Origin of the sequence: Vibrio sp. Vb339 (assembly GCF_902751245.1) — a bacterium.
In the GTDB taxonomy this organism is placed as follows: Bacteria; Pseudomonadota; Gammaproteobacteria; order Enterobacterales; family Vibrionaceae; genus Vibrio; species Vibrio coralliirubri.
This window is the reverse complement of record NZ_CADDIS010000005.1, coordinates 78,344-93,641: the sequence shown is the minus strand read 5'-3', so window position 1 is coordinate 93,641 and position 15,298 is coordinate 78,344. Positions and strand designations below refer to the sequence as shown.

The window sequence follows — 15,298 nt, the reverse complement described above, 5'->3', positions numbered from 1 at the left end:
GGTGTGCGCTTTCGCACATTGTGCTGTGTCATTAGATACAAAAAATCCCCCTAAAAATGCAATCACATTCGTAGGGGGATTTTTAAACAACTGAAAATTTATCTAAGCAGAAAACTACTTATCTTTAGGCTTTTCGTTGTACATTTCTTCGATTTCGTCTTGATACTTATCGTTGATAACTTTACGACGCAATTTCTGAGTTGGTGTCAGTTCACCATCATCCATAGAAAATGCTTTTGGTAGCAGTTTGAATTTCTTTACTTGCTCAAACTTAGCCAGTTCTTGCTGTAGGTCATTCACACGCTTTTCTAGCATCTCGACAATTTGGTGATGCTTAACCAGCTCAACGCGATCGTGATACTTGATATTAAGCTCTTTGGCGTACTCTTCTAGCGAGTCATAACAAGGAACAATCAGCGCAGAAACGAATTTGCGTGTATCAGCGATAACAGCAATCTGTTCGATAAAGTGATCTTTACCAATCGCGCCTTCAACCACTTGCGGTGCAATGTACTTACCACCAGAGGTTTTCATCAGCTCTTTGATACGATCGGTAATGAACAGGTTACCATTTTCATCAAAATGACCCGCATCACCGGTTTTCAAGAAACCGTGCTCATCGAATGTCTTGGCGGTCTCTTCTGGCATCTTGTAGTAGCCGCGCATCACCATTGGGCCACGAACAAGAATCTCGTCCTTCGCACCGATTTTTACTTCTGCGCCCGGCATCGACATACCAATCGAATCAGGGTTAAAACAGCGGTCATCCCAACAAGATACTGTTGCTGTGGTTTCTGTCATGCCGTAGCCAAGTTTTACGTTGATGCCGATAGCATGGAAGAAGCGACCAATCGTCTCATCAAGCTTCGCGCCACCACATGGCATGAAGTTGATGTTACCGCCGAGTAGAGCGCGCAGTTTAGATAGTACAAGCTTATCAGCTAGCGCATGGCTCTTCTTCAGCATCAACGATGGAGTACGACCTTCTTGGTGACAAACTGAAAGCTTTGCTCCCATGTTCACCGCCCAAGTAAATAGCACTTTACGAATAAATGGCGCTTTAGATACCTTCTCGTGAATCGCAGAGAAGATCTTCTCGTAGAAGCGTGGAACCGCACACATTACGGTAGGTTTCACGTCACTTAGCGCATCACGCACTTGCATCGTATCTTGCAGGTAGCAGTTGGTTGCGCCTTTATAGAGAACGTAGAACGTCCACGCACGCTCAAATACGTGTGATAACGGTAGGAAACACAATGAGACATCATCTTTGCTTAGGCTAAGGCGCTCATCGTGGCCTTCTAACTGGTAACCAATATTGGTGTAATCAAGCATTACGCCTTTTGGCTGACCTGTGGTACCAGAGGTATAGATAAGAGTCAGTAAGTCGTCCATGCTTGCATCAGCAAGACGCACGTCAAGTTCAGCTTGTTGTGCTTCAACGCCACGCGCCATGAAGTCATTCCAAGAGACGGCAAAGCTGTGTCCTTGCAGGTCGATGTCATCAGACATAGCCACAACAACTTCTAGCTGCTCGCACTCTTCAAACAGGCTAACCGCCGCATCGAATTGAACTTGCTCACCAACGAATAAGATCTTCACATCTGCATTTTGGATGATGTAAGAAGACTGTGCTGCTGTGTTCGTTGGATAAATCGGCACAGTCACAAGGCGTGCTTGTAACGATGCAAAATCTGCCACGGTCCATTGAGGCATATTGTTCGAATAGATACCGATCTTATCCTGAACTCTCAGTCCTTGAGCCAACAGTGCTAATGAAAGCGTATCGATTTGTTGTCCAAACTGTTCCCAGCTAATGCCTTGCCATACATTGTCTACTTTGTGCTTCAAAGCTGTACGGTTGCCGCCTTGGGCAATTTGGTCACGAAGTCTTTTTACGATATGAAAATCTAAATTGGCCATCTCTTTACCTTTGGCTTACACCTGTAAGCTTTTTTGAGCGCACAAGTGTACCTCTGATCATGGAAAAGGCAACTGATGAAGCTCAAAGTTATCAGTAATAGTACGTCTAACGCTAAGTTTTCTACCCACTAAAATAGCGCGCATAAAAAAGCCCCAAGCCAGACTCCTAGCTTAGGGCTTATAAATCATAGGGATTAGTGTCTAGTTAAGTGCCACTACTTCGCCACAGATCATCATTAACTGATCTCGTAACCAAATGTGTCCTTTATCCTTTTCACTTGATTCGTGCCAGCTTAGGAAGCCAGAAATCGCCGCATTATCGAATGGGAAATCTAGAATCTGAAGCTGCTCTTTGTTTGCTGCATGTTCAACCATCCAACGAGGAGCAATGGTTACTAGTTCAGATTGGCCTACAACGTAAAGAACGTTGCTCAAGCTCGTACCTTCGTAGAAAGGCGTGCAATCTAGTTCACGGTAAGCTTGCTCAGAGAAGCTACGTTGACCATGGATGCGAGACAGTTTTGCGTGCTTTTCGTTAAGCAGCTCTGCCGCAGAAACTTCACCGTTGATACGTGGGTGAGAAGCAGAAGCAACCACAACTAATTCGTCTTGGAAGATTTCAGTGCTTGAGAAGCCTTGCTCATCAAAACGAGCGTAATCAATAACGAAGTCGATTTCTTGGTAACGCATACGCTCAGAAAGTTGACGATCGAATTCAGCATCCATGTGCAGTTTAACGCTAGGTGCTTGGTCGTTGATTGTCGACATAATCTTAGGAGCAAAACGCATGTCACAAGGGCTGCAAATCGCAAGTTTGAACAGGCGAGAAGACGACTCTGGAGAGAACACAGAACTTGGTAGTTCGTTACGCACTAATTGTAGCGCTTGGCGGATTGGACCAAACAACTGACGAGCACGTTGAGTCGGTTGAATACCACGACCTTGACGCATGAATAGTTCGTCGTTAAACATCACTTTTAGACGAGCAACAGCGTTACTTACAGCAGGCTGAGACATACCCAGATTGTGAGCTGCACGTGTAATGTTTTGCTCTTGCATAACTGCATCAAATACAGTCAAAAGATTTAAGTCGACTCCACGAAGTGTGCTTTCCATTCTGTAGCTTGCAATAGCACTCATTGCGTCTTTTTTATCTAACATTCAAGTTGCCTCTTGTCGGTTCGACAGCGTTAAATTGGTAATGGTATGAGAATAGATAACCACTAATTCTTATATTTATCAGACCGATGTTTTTCGGATTGACATTACTATTAACCAATACATCTCGAGCTACCAACAAGATTGATAAAGAATAATTTTATTTTATCTTAATGATTAAATAACATCTAAAAATCAGTAATTTATAGAGTTATAAAAAAATATAAAAAGCGTAACTTATGAGTTTGATTTCGACTTATTTAGCTGTTCTATCTTTTGGTTACAATTGTTACAATTTATTGAACCGATGAATTAGTTGACCAGTTGATTCAGAAATAACACTTATGAGTTAGGTGAGCGATGCATAACTTGGAAAGTCTACCTTGTCCCAAAGTTGCTTTCTTAAGTCATCTTGATTAGACCAATTCCCCGCTAATACCCACTCAACGAGTGCACTTGCCACGTCTGGATAGGTGACCACTTCAGCCTGTTTTTCACTGAGCCAAGCACGCAAGATAGCCGCATCTAAAAAGGTCATGGTTTGAGCTAACCCAAGAGCCTCTAGCGTCGCCACATTGCTCTGTTGTTCGAACTGCCCTTCGAGTGGTTTGAGAAGCAATTTCTTCCCCAAAGTGAGGGCTTCAGATGGCAATTCAAAGCCGCCATTTGCGACCACACCAGAGCACTGATTGAGGTCGAATTGGAAGCCAGCATGACTGAGTGGTTTGAACTCAATATTTTCGACTCGGCTGTGCTCAATCACATCCGGGTGGTAACAGACAAAATTGTGAGAAATAAACTTCATCAGCAGCTCTGAGATCGACTCAAGATCCTCAAATGGCAAATAGACCAACGTAAAGTCTTGTGCTGTTTTGGTTTGTTGCTCACCAACCAGGGTGTGAACGATAGGCGGCAAAATCGGCTGTTCAAAGTGATACCAATGCAACCCAATTGAGTGCTCGGTTGGGGCGAAATGTTGAATCACTGAATGTTCAATCCAGTTGCCCCCTTCTTTGGGTACATCATAACGAAACGCATTCTGATGGCTTATCCCAATACATGGCACACCTTGTCTCTTAGCTGCCCATGCAGTGACAGGCTCAAAATCATTAATCACTAAATCATAAGGCGTAAGATCGATCTGGTTAATCTCACGGAGAAATCGCCAGATGTTGTTCTTCATGAATGTTTTGCCGTATTTAACCTGCCCCTGCTCGCTGTAAAAAGTTAAGCCACTGCGAGTCTGATAGTCGCCAAACGCTTCCATCGAAAAGTATTTGCTCTCTTCTCGCCCTGAGAACAGAAAGTCGACATCAATATTTTGCTGACGAAAAGCGACGGCCATTGCTCTCGCTCGAGCGATGTGCCCATTCCCTGTGCCTTGTACGCCATATGAAATTTTCATGCATGTTCCTTTAAGTTTGCCACTTAAGCTCGGCAGTGGTTGCCAACAAAATAATTACAGGATGAAGCTGATAGCGAAGCTAGTACAAGCGATGCCTAAGGCTGCGCCAATCAGTACATCCGTTAAAAAGTGCACACCGAGCAAGATTCGAGAGCCTGCAATCGCAGTTGCCCACACCAAGCTAAAGAGGTACAAGCTCGGATAGAAATGTCCGATTAGGGTCGCCATAACAAAAGCAGCAGCGGAATGCCCTGAAGGCAGGCTGTATTTATCGGATGGCACAATATGAGAGTGAAGTAGTGAAGAGAACTCAGCAGGTCTGCGGCGCTTGAGAGTGTTTTTGGCAAACCAGTAAATAGGTAACTCGATTGCGAAGGCGGTTAAGCCCACCAATAGAAAGTCTCGACCGGTATTGCTATCGGCCAGCAGCGCAATCAAGGCAATCAAAACATAAAGGTGTCCATCTCCAGTATGAGACACCGCTTTACTGAGCGTTGCATGTTGCCCGCCATAGCGGTTGTTTAAACAGAAAACAGAAAATGCCACATCCCAGCGGACAATAGGTTCGATAGTACGCATACGATCTCCTTAACAATCCTTATTCAGTTAAGGCTCAAGTTATGCCCAACAAATGACAGTTAAGTGACGTTTTGAATGAACTAAAATGAAGTTTCCCATGCTTGATAGGCTGGTCAATGGATCAAGTCAGGATGGAGATGGAAGCGGCCGATAAAAATAAAGCGACCCAAGGCCGCTTTATTCTTCTATGTTTTCACTTCTTTATATAAGCAAGCAAACGCTACTTCTATCGTGTTAATGGTTATAACTTTCGCTAATGATACTAGAGCTCGCAAATAATTAAGTGCTAAAGGCTATAGCGCTAATGGCTCGTGCTTTTTCACCAAACCGAAATCCGCCAATATCGCGTAGGCCGCTGGGATCATAAACAGCACTAGTAAGGTCGAGGCAAATATGCCGAATACGATCGAAATAACCAATGGCTGGATAACCTGTGCCTGTAAGCTGGTTTCCGTCAATAGCGGTAGCAAACCTGCCGCTGTCGTCATTGAGGTCAAGAATACCGCTCGGAAACGCTCACGACTGGCTTTCACCACCGAGTCATGCACGCTATCTCCCTCATCGACATGGTGACGAATGTACTGCACCAACAAGATGGAATCATTAACCACAATACCGGCAAGCGACACAAAACCCATCATACTTGGCATACTCAAAGAGTGGCCAAGTATCCAGTGACCAACGACCACCCCAATAAAGGCGAGTGGAATCGCCAACATCACGACCACAGGTTCTAAGTAGCTTCTGAACTGATAGCTAAGAATCGCAAACACACCGAATAAGCCAAGCAAGAACCCTTTGCCCATCGAAGCGCCCGTCTTAGCCGCATCTTTGGCCTCCCCTTCGAAATCAAAGCGTAAACCCGGGTACTTCTGAATAAGTTTGGCGGCTTCATCTTTTTGGAACTGAGCCAAAATCGCGGATGAACTCGCTTTCTTATTATCAATATCACCAAAGATACTGATGGTTCTCAGCCCATCAATACGTTGAATTCGTACGTAGTTACGTTGGAAATCTAATGTCGCCAACGTTGCTAGCGGGATCTGACTGCCATCTGCGGTAATAATTGGGAAGTTAGCCAGCTGCTGTATGTCGCCCGCTTGCTCCTTATCAAGACGCACTTCAATCGAAATATTCTCAACGCCGATTTGAATCTCGTCCGCCGTTTGCCCAAAGAAAGCCGCTCGTAACTGAGACGCAATCATCTGCCCATTCACATTGTAGGTTTCAGCTCCAGGGCGCAGCTTCACCAAGATCTCTTCTTTACCCATGCGCATGTCATCAAGCACGCCATACACCCCATCAAACTGATTAAGATACTCCTGAATATCCAAAGAAGCAGATTTCAACGCGCTCAGGTCATCGTGTTTGGCGCGGATTTCAATAGCACGACCACCCGGCCCCATTGTCGGTTGCTTGAACACTAATGAAATAGGGTCCGCCAGCTCACCGATATCCTCTCGCCATGCATTGATGAAATCATCGATAACTGTGTTACGGCTCTCTGCTCCGCGTAAGTCTAAACGCACAGTGGCTAAGTGTGGGCCAGATTCATTGGCATCGGCGTTAGCATTGAATTGGCTGGTGATATGCTCGACCAGTGTATTGCCTTCTTCAACCTCTTCGCTCCATTGCTTGTTCAAACGCTCAGCAGACGCGACGATTTTGTCGACCACTTTCTCGGTTTGAGACAGTGATGCGCCCGGCGGAAGAATAATACGCGCCTCGGCAATATCGCCATCCAGCTCTGGGAAAGGTTGAAACTTAACTACGCCACCAGCAATCAAGGCTACTGAAAGCAACAACAGCGTAATCACTCCGCCCATAAAGGCATAACGGAAGGTCACGACTTTCTCAACCATGTCCATCAAAGTGGTATTACGAAAGTTCTCGAATTTCTCAAGTAACACAACCTTAAAGCGCAGCGCTGGCTTGTCATTCTTTTCTTTGTGTAATGAATGAGATAGGTGATTAGGTAGAATCAGGAAGGCTTCAATCAAGCTCAACGACAGCACCAAAATCAAGACTTGAGGAACGGCCTTAAGCACCGCGCCCATCTCACCATCAAGAAACAATAAGCTACCGAAAATACACACAGTGGTTAGGAAAGAAGACAGTACTCCGGGAAGCACTTTCTTAACGCCGTTGTACACCGCATCATCAACATTCTGCCCTCGGTCTAAATGGGACGCTATCGATTCAGCGATCACGATGGCGTCATCCATCATAATACCGATTGCCATCAACAACCCGACCAGCGACATAATGTTGATCGACAAACCAAGGTTGGCCATTAAGAACAAGCCACCAAGGAAGGCCACCGGCAACCCCGCCGCGACCCAAAATGAATAACGTAAGCTGAAGAACAGCCACATGGTTGCGAACACCAGCACAATACCTTGCCAGCCGTTGCTCACCATCATGGTTAGACGATCCCAAAGTACAGAAGAGAGATCGTTGGTCATTTGTAGTGTCACGCCATCAGGAGCAATCGCGCTTTGATCTTCCACGAATCGTGTTACGTTCTCTTTGATTCGCAGCGCATCGTCTTCTTTGTTCTTACTGATCTTAAGCAGCGCCGAAGGCTTGCCATCAAATAACACCTTTTGTTCATCAAGCTCAAAGCGGTCGGTTATTTTGGCTATGTCTCTCAAACGGATCACCGATCCATTAGGCGCAGATCCAACCACGATGCTTTCCAGTTCAACAGGTGTAATTCGTCTCTCGTCAAAACGAATCAGGAAGTTTTTGTCTGGTGTTTCAACGTTACCACTCGGCAGTTTCACATTCTGTCGACCAATTTGATCCGCGATATCACCGACACTCAAACCCAACTGACGAATGGCTTGGGTATCCAGTTCCACTCGATATTGATGATCAGAAAAACCACTGACCTCGACCAAAGAGACATCGTAATCAAGCTTCATGGTACGCTTAAGATCTTCCGCGTAGGCCTTAAGTTCCGGCCATGACGTTTCAGCTGTGATAGCGATATCAACAACCGGTTCATTCCAATCTAGCTCTTGAACAACAGGCGATTCAATCTCAGTTGGGAAATCATTGATCGAGTTGATCTGGGTTTGCACGTCCACCAGCATTCGGCCAATATCCGCTTTCTCATTTAACTTGAGAATTAAACGAGCGCTGCCTTCGATGGCTTCACACTGAGTCTCTTCAATGTTGGCTAAGCCGTCTACTGCATCTTCCATTCGTACACACAAGCTCTCTTCCACTTCTTGTGGAGAGGCGCCGGGATAGACAATCGCAGCCATAATGTAAGGCGGATCGTAAGCGGGGAAGGTTTCACGTTTGATGGTTGATAGTGAGCTTATACCCAAGATCAACAACCCAAGCATCAACAAGTTTGCTGCTGTTGGGTGCCGAGAGAAAAACTTGATCATGACGCACTCTCCTGAGTATCAGACTCAAGCTCAGCCTCTTCAGAGTTGGACTCTCTCAATAACATGCCTTCGATTGCTGGCAGGACATCATTGAGAACCAGTTTATCTCCAGCTTGTAGCTCACCACTCACAACCACTTGATTGTCTCTGCGATAAAGCACTTCAACATTAATCACTTGCAGACGCTGATTGTCATCCATCAAGTAAACCTTATCACCATGCAGTGCTCGCTCTGGAACCACCCAACTTAGATTCGCGACACCCTCAATCTCAGCTTTGACAAACATACCGTTAACCAAAGGCGTTGCGCTGTCTGGTTGCAATTGTGAGTAATCTTGAGCGATCTCGAGAATAATCCCCGCCGTCGCTTGGTTTTCATCAACCGTTTCGCTGATTCTTGCCACCTTCGCAGGCCAGCTAAGGTTCAGGTTGCCGCTGTTAAGTTGAATGCTTGCTTTGATCGGCGCTTCATAAGGATTAGGGATGCCAGCAGCATCGCGAGGAAACTGGTTAAAGCTGGAGGCTAAAGTTTGCATATCGTGAATAGAAAGTTGCGCCTCCACTTCCATGACATTAATCCCGTGAGCAATAAACATCTCCTGCTGAAGATTAACCACTTGATTTTGTTCGATATCAACCTGAGCAATTCGCATCGCTCTTGGCAAAGTGATTGTGGTCTTATCAAGAGAGCGTTGCGCCTCTTTCACTTTAGATACGTTGACCTTAATCACCGCTTCCGCGACGCGTTTTTCATCTGGCATTAACGCGATTTGGTTCGCGATATCTAATACCAACTTCTGCTGAGACAATGCACTTTGTTGTTGGAGGTCGACATCAGACTGAGAAGTGAGACCTTTCTTACGCAGATCTTGTTTACGCTGTAGCTCTTTATTGCTGATCACCAAACGATTCTTTTCGATCTTAAGAGTCTGATTCAGGTTGTCTTCTTCTTGATTCAATTTCGCTAATGAGGTCTGGCTTGATTTTAGATCCGCCTCTGCCTGTATTAGCTTCAATTCATAATCCAATGGATCAACTTTGAGCACGACCGTTCCAGCAGGGATCACCTGGCCTTTTTCAAGATCTGGATGTCGATAAACTATTTGTCCTGTCACCTCAGCAATCGCTTTCCATTCGACTTTCGGCACCACTTTGCCAAAGCCAACCGCTAACGGTGCTATCAGTTGTTGTTCTAGGCTCACAGTATCAACTAAGCGGGCTCTATCCCCCGCAGGTTTGGTTGGAAGATCCGGCTTCAAGTTAATCGCGGCGACAAGGCCAATAACACCAACCGCAAGTGCTGGAAAGAAGAGTAGTTTTTTATTTATTTTCATTATCTTTTGTCCTGCACTGCAGAAGGGCTCGGTGCGTTGATAAAGCCTTCGGTCATCAATTGAATGTTGTGTTCGATTAAACGATTAAGAAATTCTTCATTAATCTCAATCCCATGGATTGCCAATAAAGGCGGCGGAGCGATGAAAGGAAACACCATCAAGCTTACATACGAAACACGGCACAATTTTGGATCCATGTTCTGTTTTAAGATGCCTTGTTCAACCAACTTTTCAAAAATGACATCTTGGGCTGGCTTTGCAACATCGAGGAAAACCTTTTCGAGCAACTCTCTTTGCACTTCAGAGGGAGGCATATTCATCACTTGGGCTATCAAGCGAGGAAACTTCGGCACCTTGACCATCTCTTTGTAGTAAGTCCGCATTAAATCAAGAAAGTTCTCATGACTGCTTTCTTCAACCAATCTCTGCATCTGCAATTGCATAGGTCGTAGCGTTTCACGCAGCATCGCTTCAAACAACCCGGCCTTACTGCCAAAGTAATAACGGATCATCGCAATGTTCACACCCGCACGCTCAGCAATCAGGCGTGTCGAGACCTTGTCGTATGGCTGAACGACAAACAGATCACGAGCATGCTCAATTAATAACTGTCGAACATCTAAGTTCTTTTGAGGTCGCCCTGCTTTTCGTGCCGTCATGGAAAAAATCCATCTCTATAATTAATCATCTGATTAATTATAGAGATAAACAGGCGTAACAGTAGAAGATTAATTACTCACTATTTAATCAAGTGATTAATTAATTTGGTCACGCTTGTGATTTTTTTGGTGAATCGTTCCATCAAAAAGATTTACTACAAAGTTTTAACCTACACATAAGCCAAAGGATAAACTAACCCCCCAATACAAAACCACCAATCAGATGATTTAGCCAATAAAACAACACAAAACAGCACAAACCAAACCAAAACGTCGCCAATGCACGCTGATATTGGATTTTCTTGTTTGACGCTCAGAATAAATTGCGGTAAATATGGTGTTAACAGTTTATTTACGGATATTTGTGTAATGATTTTTTCTTCTTCTCGACTGCTGAAACTTCTCCTTATCGTGAACCAATCGCGCGGGTAAGTTGTGGGTCAAGAACTACACAAATATTAAAACCCGCGCTGAGCGGGTTTTTTTGTAACTGGCACTTTTAAAAGAACATCATTCTTAATAATAATTTGGATAGCAATCGATTCATTATCGATATAAGGAAGCACCCATGAACGATCAAGTGATAATTTTTGACACGACCTTACGTGATGGCGAGCAAGCGTTGGCAGCAAGCCTTACGGTAAAAGAGAAATTACAGATCGCTTATGCACTTGAACGACTGGGTGTAGATGTTATTGAAGCGGGTTTCCCTGTTTCATCGCCAGGCGATTTCGAATCAGTACAAACCATCGCAAAAAATATTAAAGATAGCCGCATCTGTGCGCTTTCTCGTGCCGTTGCAAAAGATATCGACGCCGCTGCCGAAGCACTAAAAGTGGCTGAACAGTTCCGTATTCATACCTTCATTTCTACATCGACGGTTCACGTACAAGACAAATTACGCCGCAGCTACGACGATGTTGTCGAGATGGCAGTGAAAGCAGTAAAACATGCGCGTAACTACACTGACGATGTTGAATTCTCTTGTGAAGATGCCGGTCGTACACCTATCGACAACCTATGTCGTATGGTTGAAGCCGCGATTAACGCTGGCGCAAAAACCATCAACATTCCAGACACCGTAGGCTACACAGTACCGAATGAGTTTGGTGGCATTATCCAAACGCTATTTGATCGTGTACCCAACATCGATCAAGCGATCATCTCTGTTCACTGTCACGATGACTTAGGCATGTCGGTTGCTAACTCTATTGCTGCCGTTCAAGCAGGCGCTCGACAAATTGAAGGCACAATCAATGGTATTGGTGAGCGTGCGGGTAACTGTTCTTTAGAAGAAATCGCAATGATCATCAAAACTCGTCAAGAGCTATTAGGTGTTCATACTGGTTTGGATCATAAAGAGATTCACCGTACCAGTAAATTGGTTAGCCAGCTTTGCCACATGCCAATTCAAGACAACAAAGCAATCGTAGGTGCTAACGCATTCAGCCACTCTTCAGGTATCCACCAAGACGGCATGCTTAAGAACAAGAACACTTACGAGATCATGACACCTGAGTCTATTGGCTTGAAAAACAAAGCTTTGAATCTAACCAGCCGCAGTGGTCGTGCAGCCGTTAAGAGCCACATGGACGCAATGGGCTACAAAGACAATGAGTACAACCTAGATTCATTGTACGAAGACTTCTTGAAGCTTGCTGACCGTAAAGGCCAAGTGTTCGATTACGACCTAGAAGCACTAATGCACTTCGCAAATCTACGTGACGAAGATGACTTCTATAAACTTAACTACCTAAGCGTACAATCTGGTAGTGTTATGTCTACCACTAGCATCAAGCTGCAATGTGGTGATGAAGAAAAATGCGAAGCGGCTGTCGGTAACGGCCCGGTTGATGCTTTATACCAATGTATCTACCGCTTAACAGGTTACGAAATTGCATTGGATAAATTCGACCTTACCGCGAAAGGTGAAGGCGAAGATGGCTTAGGCCAAGCTGATATTATTGCTAACTATAAAGGTCGCAAGTACCACGGTACGGGCGTTTCAACGGATATCGTTGAAGCCTCTGGTCAAGCGCTACTGCACGTTATTAATAGCATTCAACGCGCAGACACCATTGCTGAAATGAAGCAGCAAAGAATCGCAACCGTTTAAACACCCAATAACAGAGCCCTAGAGCCGATGTTGTTGGCTTTAGGGACAAAATTTAAAACGAGCGAAAGAGCTCAGTAACAAGAATTAAAGGATTAACATGACTGATAAATCATACAAGATTGCCGTACTACCTGGTGATGGCATTGGCCCAGAAGTAATGCAGCAAGCACACAAAGTGCTAGACGCGATTGAACAGAAGCACGCGATTAGCTTCTCTCGTGAAGAGTATGATGTTGGTGGTATCGCAATTGATAACCACGGCTGTCCACTTCCAGAAGCGACAGTAACAGGCTGTGAAGAATCTGACGCAGTACTATTTGGCTCGGTTGGCGGACCTAAGTGGGAACACCTACCACCAAACGATCAACCAGAGCGTGGTGCCCTACTTCCTCTACGTAAACACTTCCAATTGTTCTGTAACCTACGTCCTGCACAAATCCACAAAGGTCTAGAGTCTTTCTCTCCTTTGCGTGCTGACATCTCAGGTAACGGCTTCGATATCGTTGTAGTTCGTGAACTAACAGGCGGCATCTACTTCGGCCAACCTAAAGGTCGTGAAGGCGAAGGCGCAACTGAGAAAGCTTTTGATACAGAGGTTTACCACCGTTACGAGATCGAACGAATCGCAAAGATTGCGTTTGAATCTGCACGTCTACGTAACAAAAACGTTTACTCAATCGACAAAGCAAACGTTCTGCAGAGCTCTATCTTATGGCGTGAAGTCGTTGAAGAGATCGCAAAAGATTACCCAGATGTCACGCTAAACCACATGTACATCGACAACGCGACCATGCAGCTAATCAAAGACCCATCTCAGTTTGACGTAATGCTATGTTCAAACATCTTTGGTGACATCATCTCTGATGAGTGTGCAATGATCACAGGCTCTATGGGTATGCTTCCGTCTGCAAGCTTAAATGAAAGCAACTTCGGCCTATACGAACCAGCAGGTGGCAGCGCACCAGATATCGCCGGTAAGAACATTGCGAACCCAGTCGCGCAAATCCTTTCTGCAGCACTAATGCTTCGTTACAGCCTAGGCGAAGAAGCGGCAGCACAAGACATCGAATCAGCGGTATCTAAAGCACTTTCTGCAGGCGAGCTAACGGCAGACCTTGCAGGTAAGAACCAAGCACTGACGACCTCAGAGATGGGTGACAAGATCGCTGAGTACATCTTAGCTTCATAAGCTAAATGCTCCGATTAGAAGCAAGTACATAAGAATAATATCAAGCCAAGTCAGCGTAAACCGCATGACTTGGCTCGAAACAAACACTGGGACTGATGCTCCCAAGGAAGAAAAGCTATGTCGACAAACCAGCAAGCAAAAACCTTATACGAAAAAGTTTATGACGCTCACGTTGCGGTTGCAGCAAAGGGCGAAACGCCAATTCTTTATATCGATCGTCACTTAGTCCACGAAGTAACGTCGCCACAAGCCTTTGATGGTCTGCGTGAAAAAGGCCGTAAAGTTCGCCAAGTAGGCAAAACTTTTGCGACCATGGATCACAACGTATCGACACAAACTAAAGACATCAACGCTTCTGGCGAAATGGCTCGTATCCAAATGGAAACGCTATCGAAGAACTGTGAAGAGTTTGGTGTCACGCTTTACGACCTAAACCACAAATACCAAGGTATTGTGCACGTAATGGGCCCTGAGCTAGGTATTACGCTACCGGGCATGACCATCGTATGTGGTGACTCGCACACGGCTACACACGGTGCATTTGGTTCACTAGCATTCGGTATCGGTACTTCAGAAGTTGAGCACGTTCTAGCAACGCAAACGCTAAAACAAGCTCGCGCAAAAACCATGAAGATCGAAGTAAAAGGCAAGGTTGCTCCAGGCATCACGGCAAAAGACATCGTGCTCGCAATCATCGGTAAAACAACGGCTGCTGGCGGTACAGGCTATGTGGTTGAATTCTGTGGTGAGGCAATTACAGACCTTACGATGGAAGGTCGTATGACGGTATGTAACATGGCAATCGAGCTAGGTGCGAAAGCGGGTTTAATTGCCCCTGATGCAACGACATACGAGTACATCAAAGGTCGTAAGTTCTCTCCACAAGGTCAAGACTTAGAAGCAGCAATCCAATACTGGGACACACTGAAAACCGATGCTGACGCTGAGTTCGATGCCGTTGTCACGCTAGAAGCGGCAGACATCAAACCACAAGTTACTTGGGGTACTAACCCAGGTCAGGTTATCTCGGTAGACACACCAATCCCAGCACCTGAAAGCTTCGCTGACCCTGTAGAAAAAGCATCTGCAGAAAAAGCGCTGGCTTACATGGGCCTTGAAGCCGGTAAATCTCTATCTGATTACAACGTCGATAAAGTGTTCGTGGGTTCTTGTACTAACTCTCGTATCGAAGACATGCGTGCAGCAGCAGCGGTAGCGAAAGGTCGTCAAGTAGCGAAACACGTTCAAGCGCTTATCGTTCCGGGTTCAGAGCAAGTTAAAGCACAAGCTGAAGCTGAAGGCCTAGATAAGATCTTCATCGAAGCCGGCTTTGAATGGCGTTTACCAGGCTGTTCTATGTGTCTTGCAATGAACAATGACCGTCTAGGTCCACAAGAGCGCTGTGCTTCTACATCAAACCGTAACTTTGAAGGTCGCCAAGGCCGTGATGGTCGTACGCACCTAGTTAGCCCAGCAATGGCAGCCGCAGCCGCTATCGCTGGTCACTTTGTCGATATTCGTGAACTTTAATTAG

10 protein-coding genes are annotated in these 15,298 nt (G+C 45.4%); 3 read left to right on the top strand and 7 right to left on the bottom strand.

Translation table 11 applies throughout. The annotated features are described in order from the left end of the window. Positions 1-114 precede the first annotated feature (114 nt). From HRQ85_RS19805 to HRQ85_RS19775, 7 genes are all read right to left on the bottom strand, one after another. A complete protein-coding gene (locus tag HRQ85_RS19805) occupies positions 115-1,923 on the bottom strand; it encodes an AMP-dependent synthetase/ligase (RefSeq protein WP_017062927.1) in 1,809 nt (602 codons plus the stop codon). A gap of 201 nt (positions 1,924-2,124) precedes the next feature. Further along, the gene (leuO, locus tag HRQ85_RS19800; RefSeq protein ID WP_048657994.1) at positions 2,125-3,084 is read right to left on the bottom strand and encodes a transcriptional regulator LeuO; all 960 of its coding nucleotides are present in this window, start codon (positions 3,082-3,084) and stop codon (positions 2,125-2,127) included. A 346-nt stretch (positions 3,085-3,430) separates the two neighbouring features. Continuing rightward, complete coding sequence (locus tag HRQ85_RS19795; RefSeq protein ID WP_172380444.1) at positions 3,431-4,486, bottom strand: MJ1255/VC2487 family glycosyltransferase; 1,056 nt, start codon at positions 4,484-4,486, stop codon at positions 3,431-3,433. A 54-nt stretch (positions 4,487-4,540) separates the two neighbouring features. Then, a complete protein-coding gene (locus tag HRQ85_RS19790) occupies positions 4,541-5,065 on the bottom strand; it encodes a phosphatase PAP2 family protein (protein WP_172380443.1) in 525 nt (174 codons plus the stop codon). A 293-nt stretch (positions 5,066-5,358) separates the two neighbouring features. Then, complete coding sequence (locus HRQ85_RS19785) at positions 5,359-8,466, bottom strand: efflux RND transporter permease subunit (protein WP_172380442.1); 3,108 nt, start codon at positions 8,464-8,466, stop codon at positions 5,359-5,361. Further along, on the bottom strand, positions 8,463-9,800 hold the full coding sequence (locus HRQ85_RS19780; RefSeq protein WP_050654179.1) for an efflux RND transporter periplasmic adaptor subunit: 1,338 nt from the start codon (positions 9,798-9,800) through the stop codon (positions 8,463-8,465). The genes HRQ85_RS19785 and HRQ85_RS19780 overlap by 4 nt, the downstream gene beginning before the upstream one ends. Continuing rightward, on the bottom strand, positions 9,800-10,459 hold the full coding sequence (locus HRQ85_RS19775; RefSeq protein WP_172380441.1) for a TetR/AcrR family transcriptional regulator: 660 nt from the start codon (positions 10,457-10,459) through the stop codon (positions 9,800-9,802). The genes HRQ85_RS19780 and HRQ85_RS19775 overlap by 1 nt, the downstream gene beginning before the upstream one ends. Positions 10,460-11,027: 568 nt before the next feature. Here HRQ85_RS19775 and leuA point away from each other — a divergent pair. The 3 genes from leuA to leuC all read left to right on the top strand — a co-directional run bounded on the left by leuA (position 11,028) and on the right by leuC (position 15,294). Further along, positions 11,028-12,575: a 2-isopropylmalate synthase gene (gene leuA, locus HRQ85_RS19770; protein WP_048614879.1), complete on the top strand. Its 1,548-nt coding sequence runs from the start codon at positions 11,028-11,030 to the stop codon at positions 12,573-12,575. Positions 12,576-12,672: 97 nt separating this feature from the next. Then, the gene (gene leuB, locus HRQ85_RS19765; RefSeq protein WP_050635016.1) at positions 12,673-13,764 is read left to right on the top strand and encodes a 3-isopropylmalate dehydrogenase; all 1,092 of its coding nucleotides are present in this window, start codon (positions 12,673-12,675) and stop codon (positions 13,762-13,764) included. Positions 13,765-13,881: 117 nt separating this feature from the next. Next, a complete protein-coding gene (gene leuC / locus HRQ85_RS19760; protein ID WP_172380440.1) occupies positions 13,882-15,294 on the top strand; it encodes a 3-isopropylmalate dehydratase large subunit in 1,413 nt (470 codons plus the stop codon). The last annotated feature ends 4 nt before the right edge of the window (positions 15,295-15,298 follow it).

Coding starts and splice junctions, on each gene's coding strand:
- HRQ85_RS19805 (WP_017062927.1), bottom strand. CDS start 1,923: ATGGCCAATTTAGATTTTCATATCGTAAAAAGACTTCGTGACCAAATT.
- leuO (WP_048657994.1), bottom strand. CDS start 3,084: ATGTTAGATAAAAAAGACGCAATGAGTGCTATTGCAAGCTACAGAATG.
- HRQ85_RS19795 (WP_172380444.1), bottom strand. CDS start 4,486: ATGAAAATTTCATATGGCGTACAAGGCACAGGGAATGGGCACATCGCT.
- HRQ85_RS19790 (WP_172380443.1), bottom strand. CDS start 5,065: ATGCGTACTATCGAACCTATTGTCCGCTGGGATGTGGCATTTTCTGTT.
- HRQ85_RS19785 (WP_172380442.1), bottom strand. CDS start 8,466: ATGATCAAGTTTTTCTCTCGGCACCCAACAGCAGCAAACTTGTTGATG.
- HRQ85_RS19780 (WP_050654179.1), bottom strand. CDS start 9,800: ATGAAAATAAATAAAAAACTACTCTTCTTTCCAGCACTTGCGGTTGGT.
- HRQ85_RS19775 (WP_172380441.1), bottom strand. CDS start 10,459: ATGACGGCACGAAAAGCAGGGCGACCTCAAAAGAACTTAGATGTTCGA.
- leuA (WP_048614879.1), top strand. CDS start 11,028: ATGAACGATCAAGTGATAATTTTTGACACGACCTTACGTGATGGCGAG.
- leuB (WP_050635016.1), top strand. CDS start 12,673: ATGACTGATAAATCATACAAGATTGCCGTACTACCTGGTGATGGCATT.
- leuC (WP_172380440.1), top strand. CDS start 13,882: ATGTCGACAAACCAGCAAGCAAAAACCTTATACGAAAAAGTTTATGAC.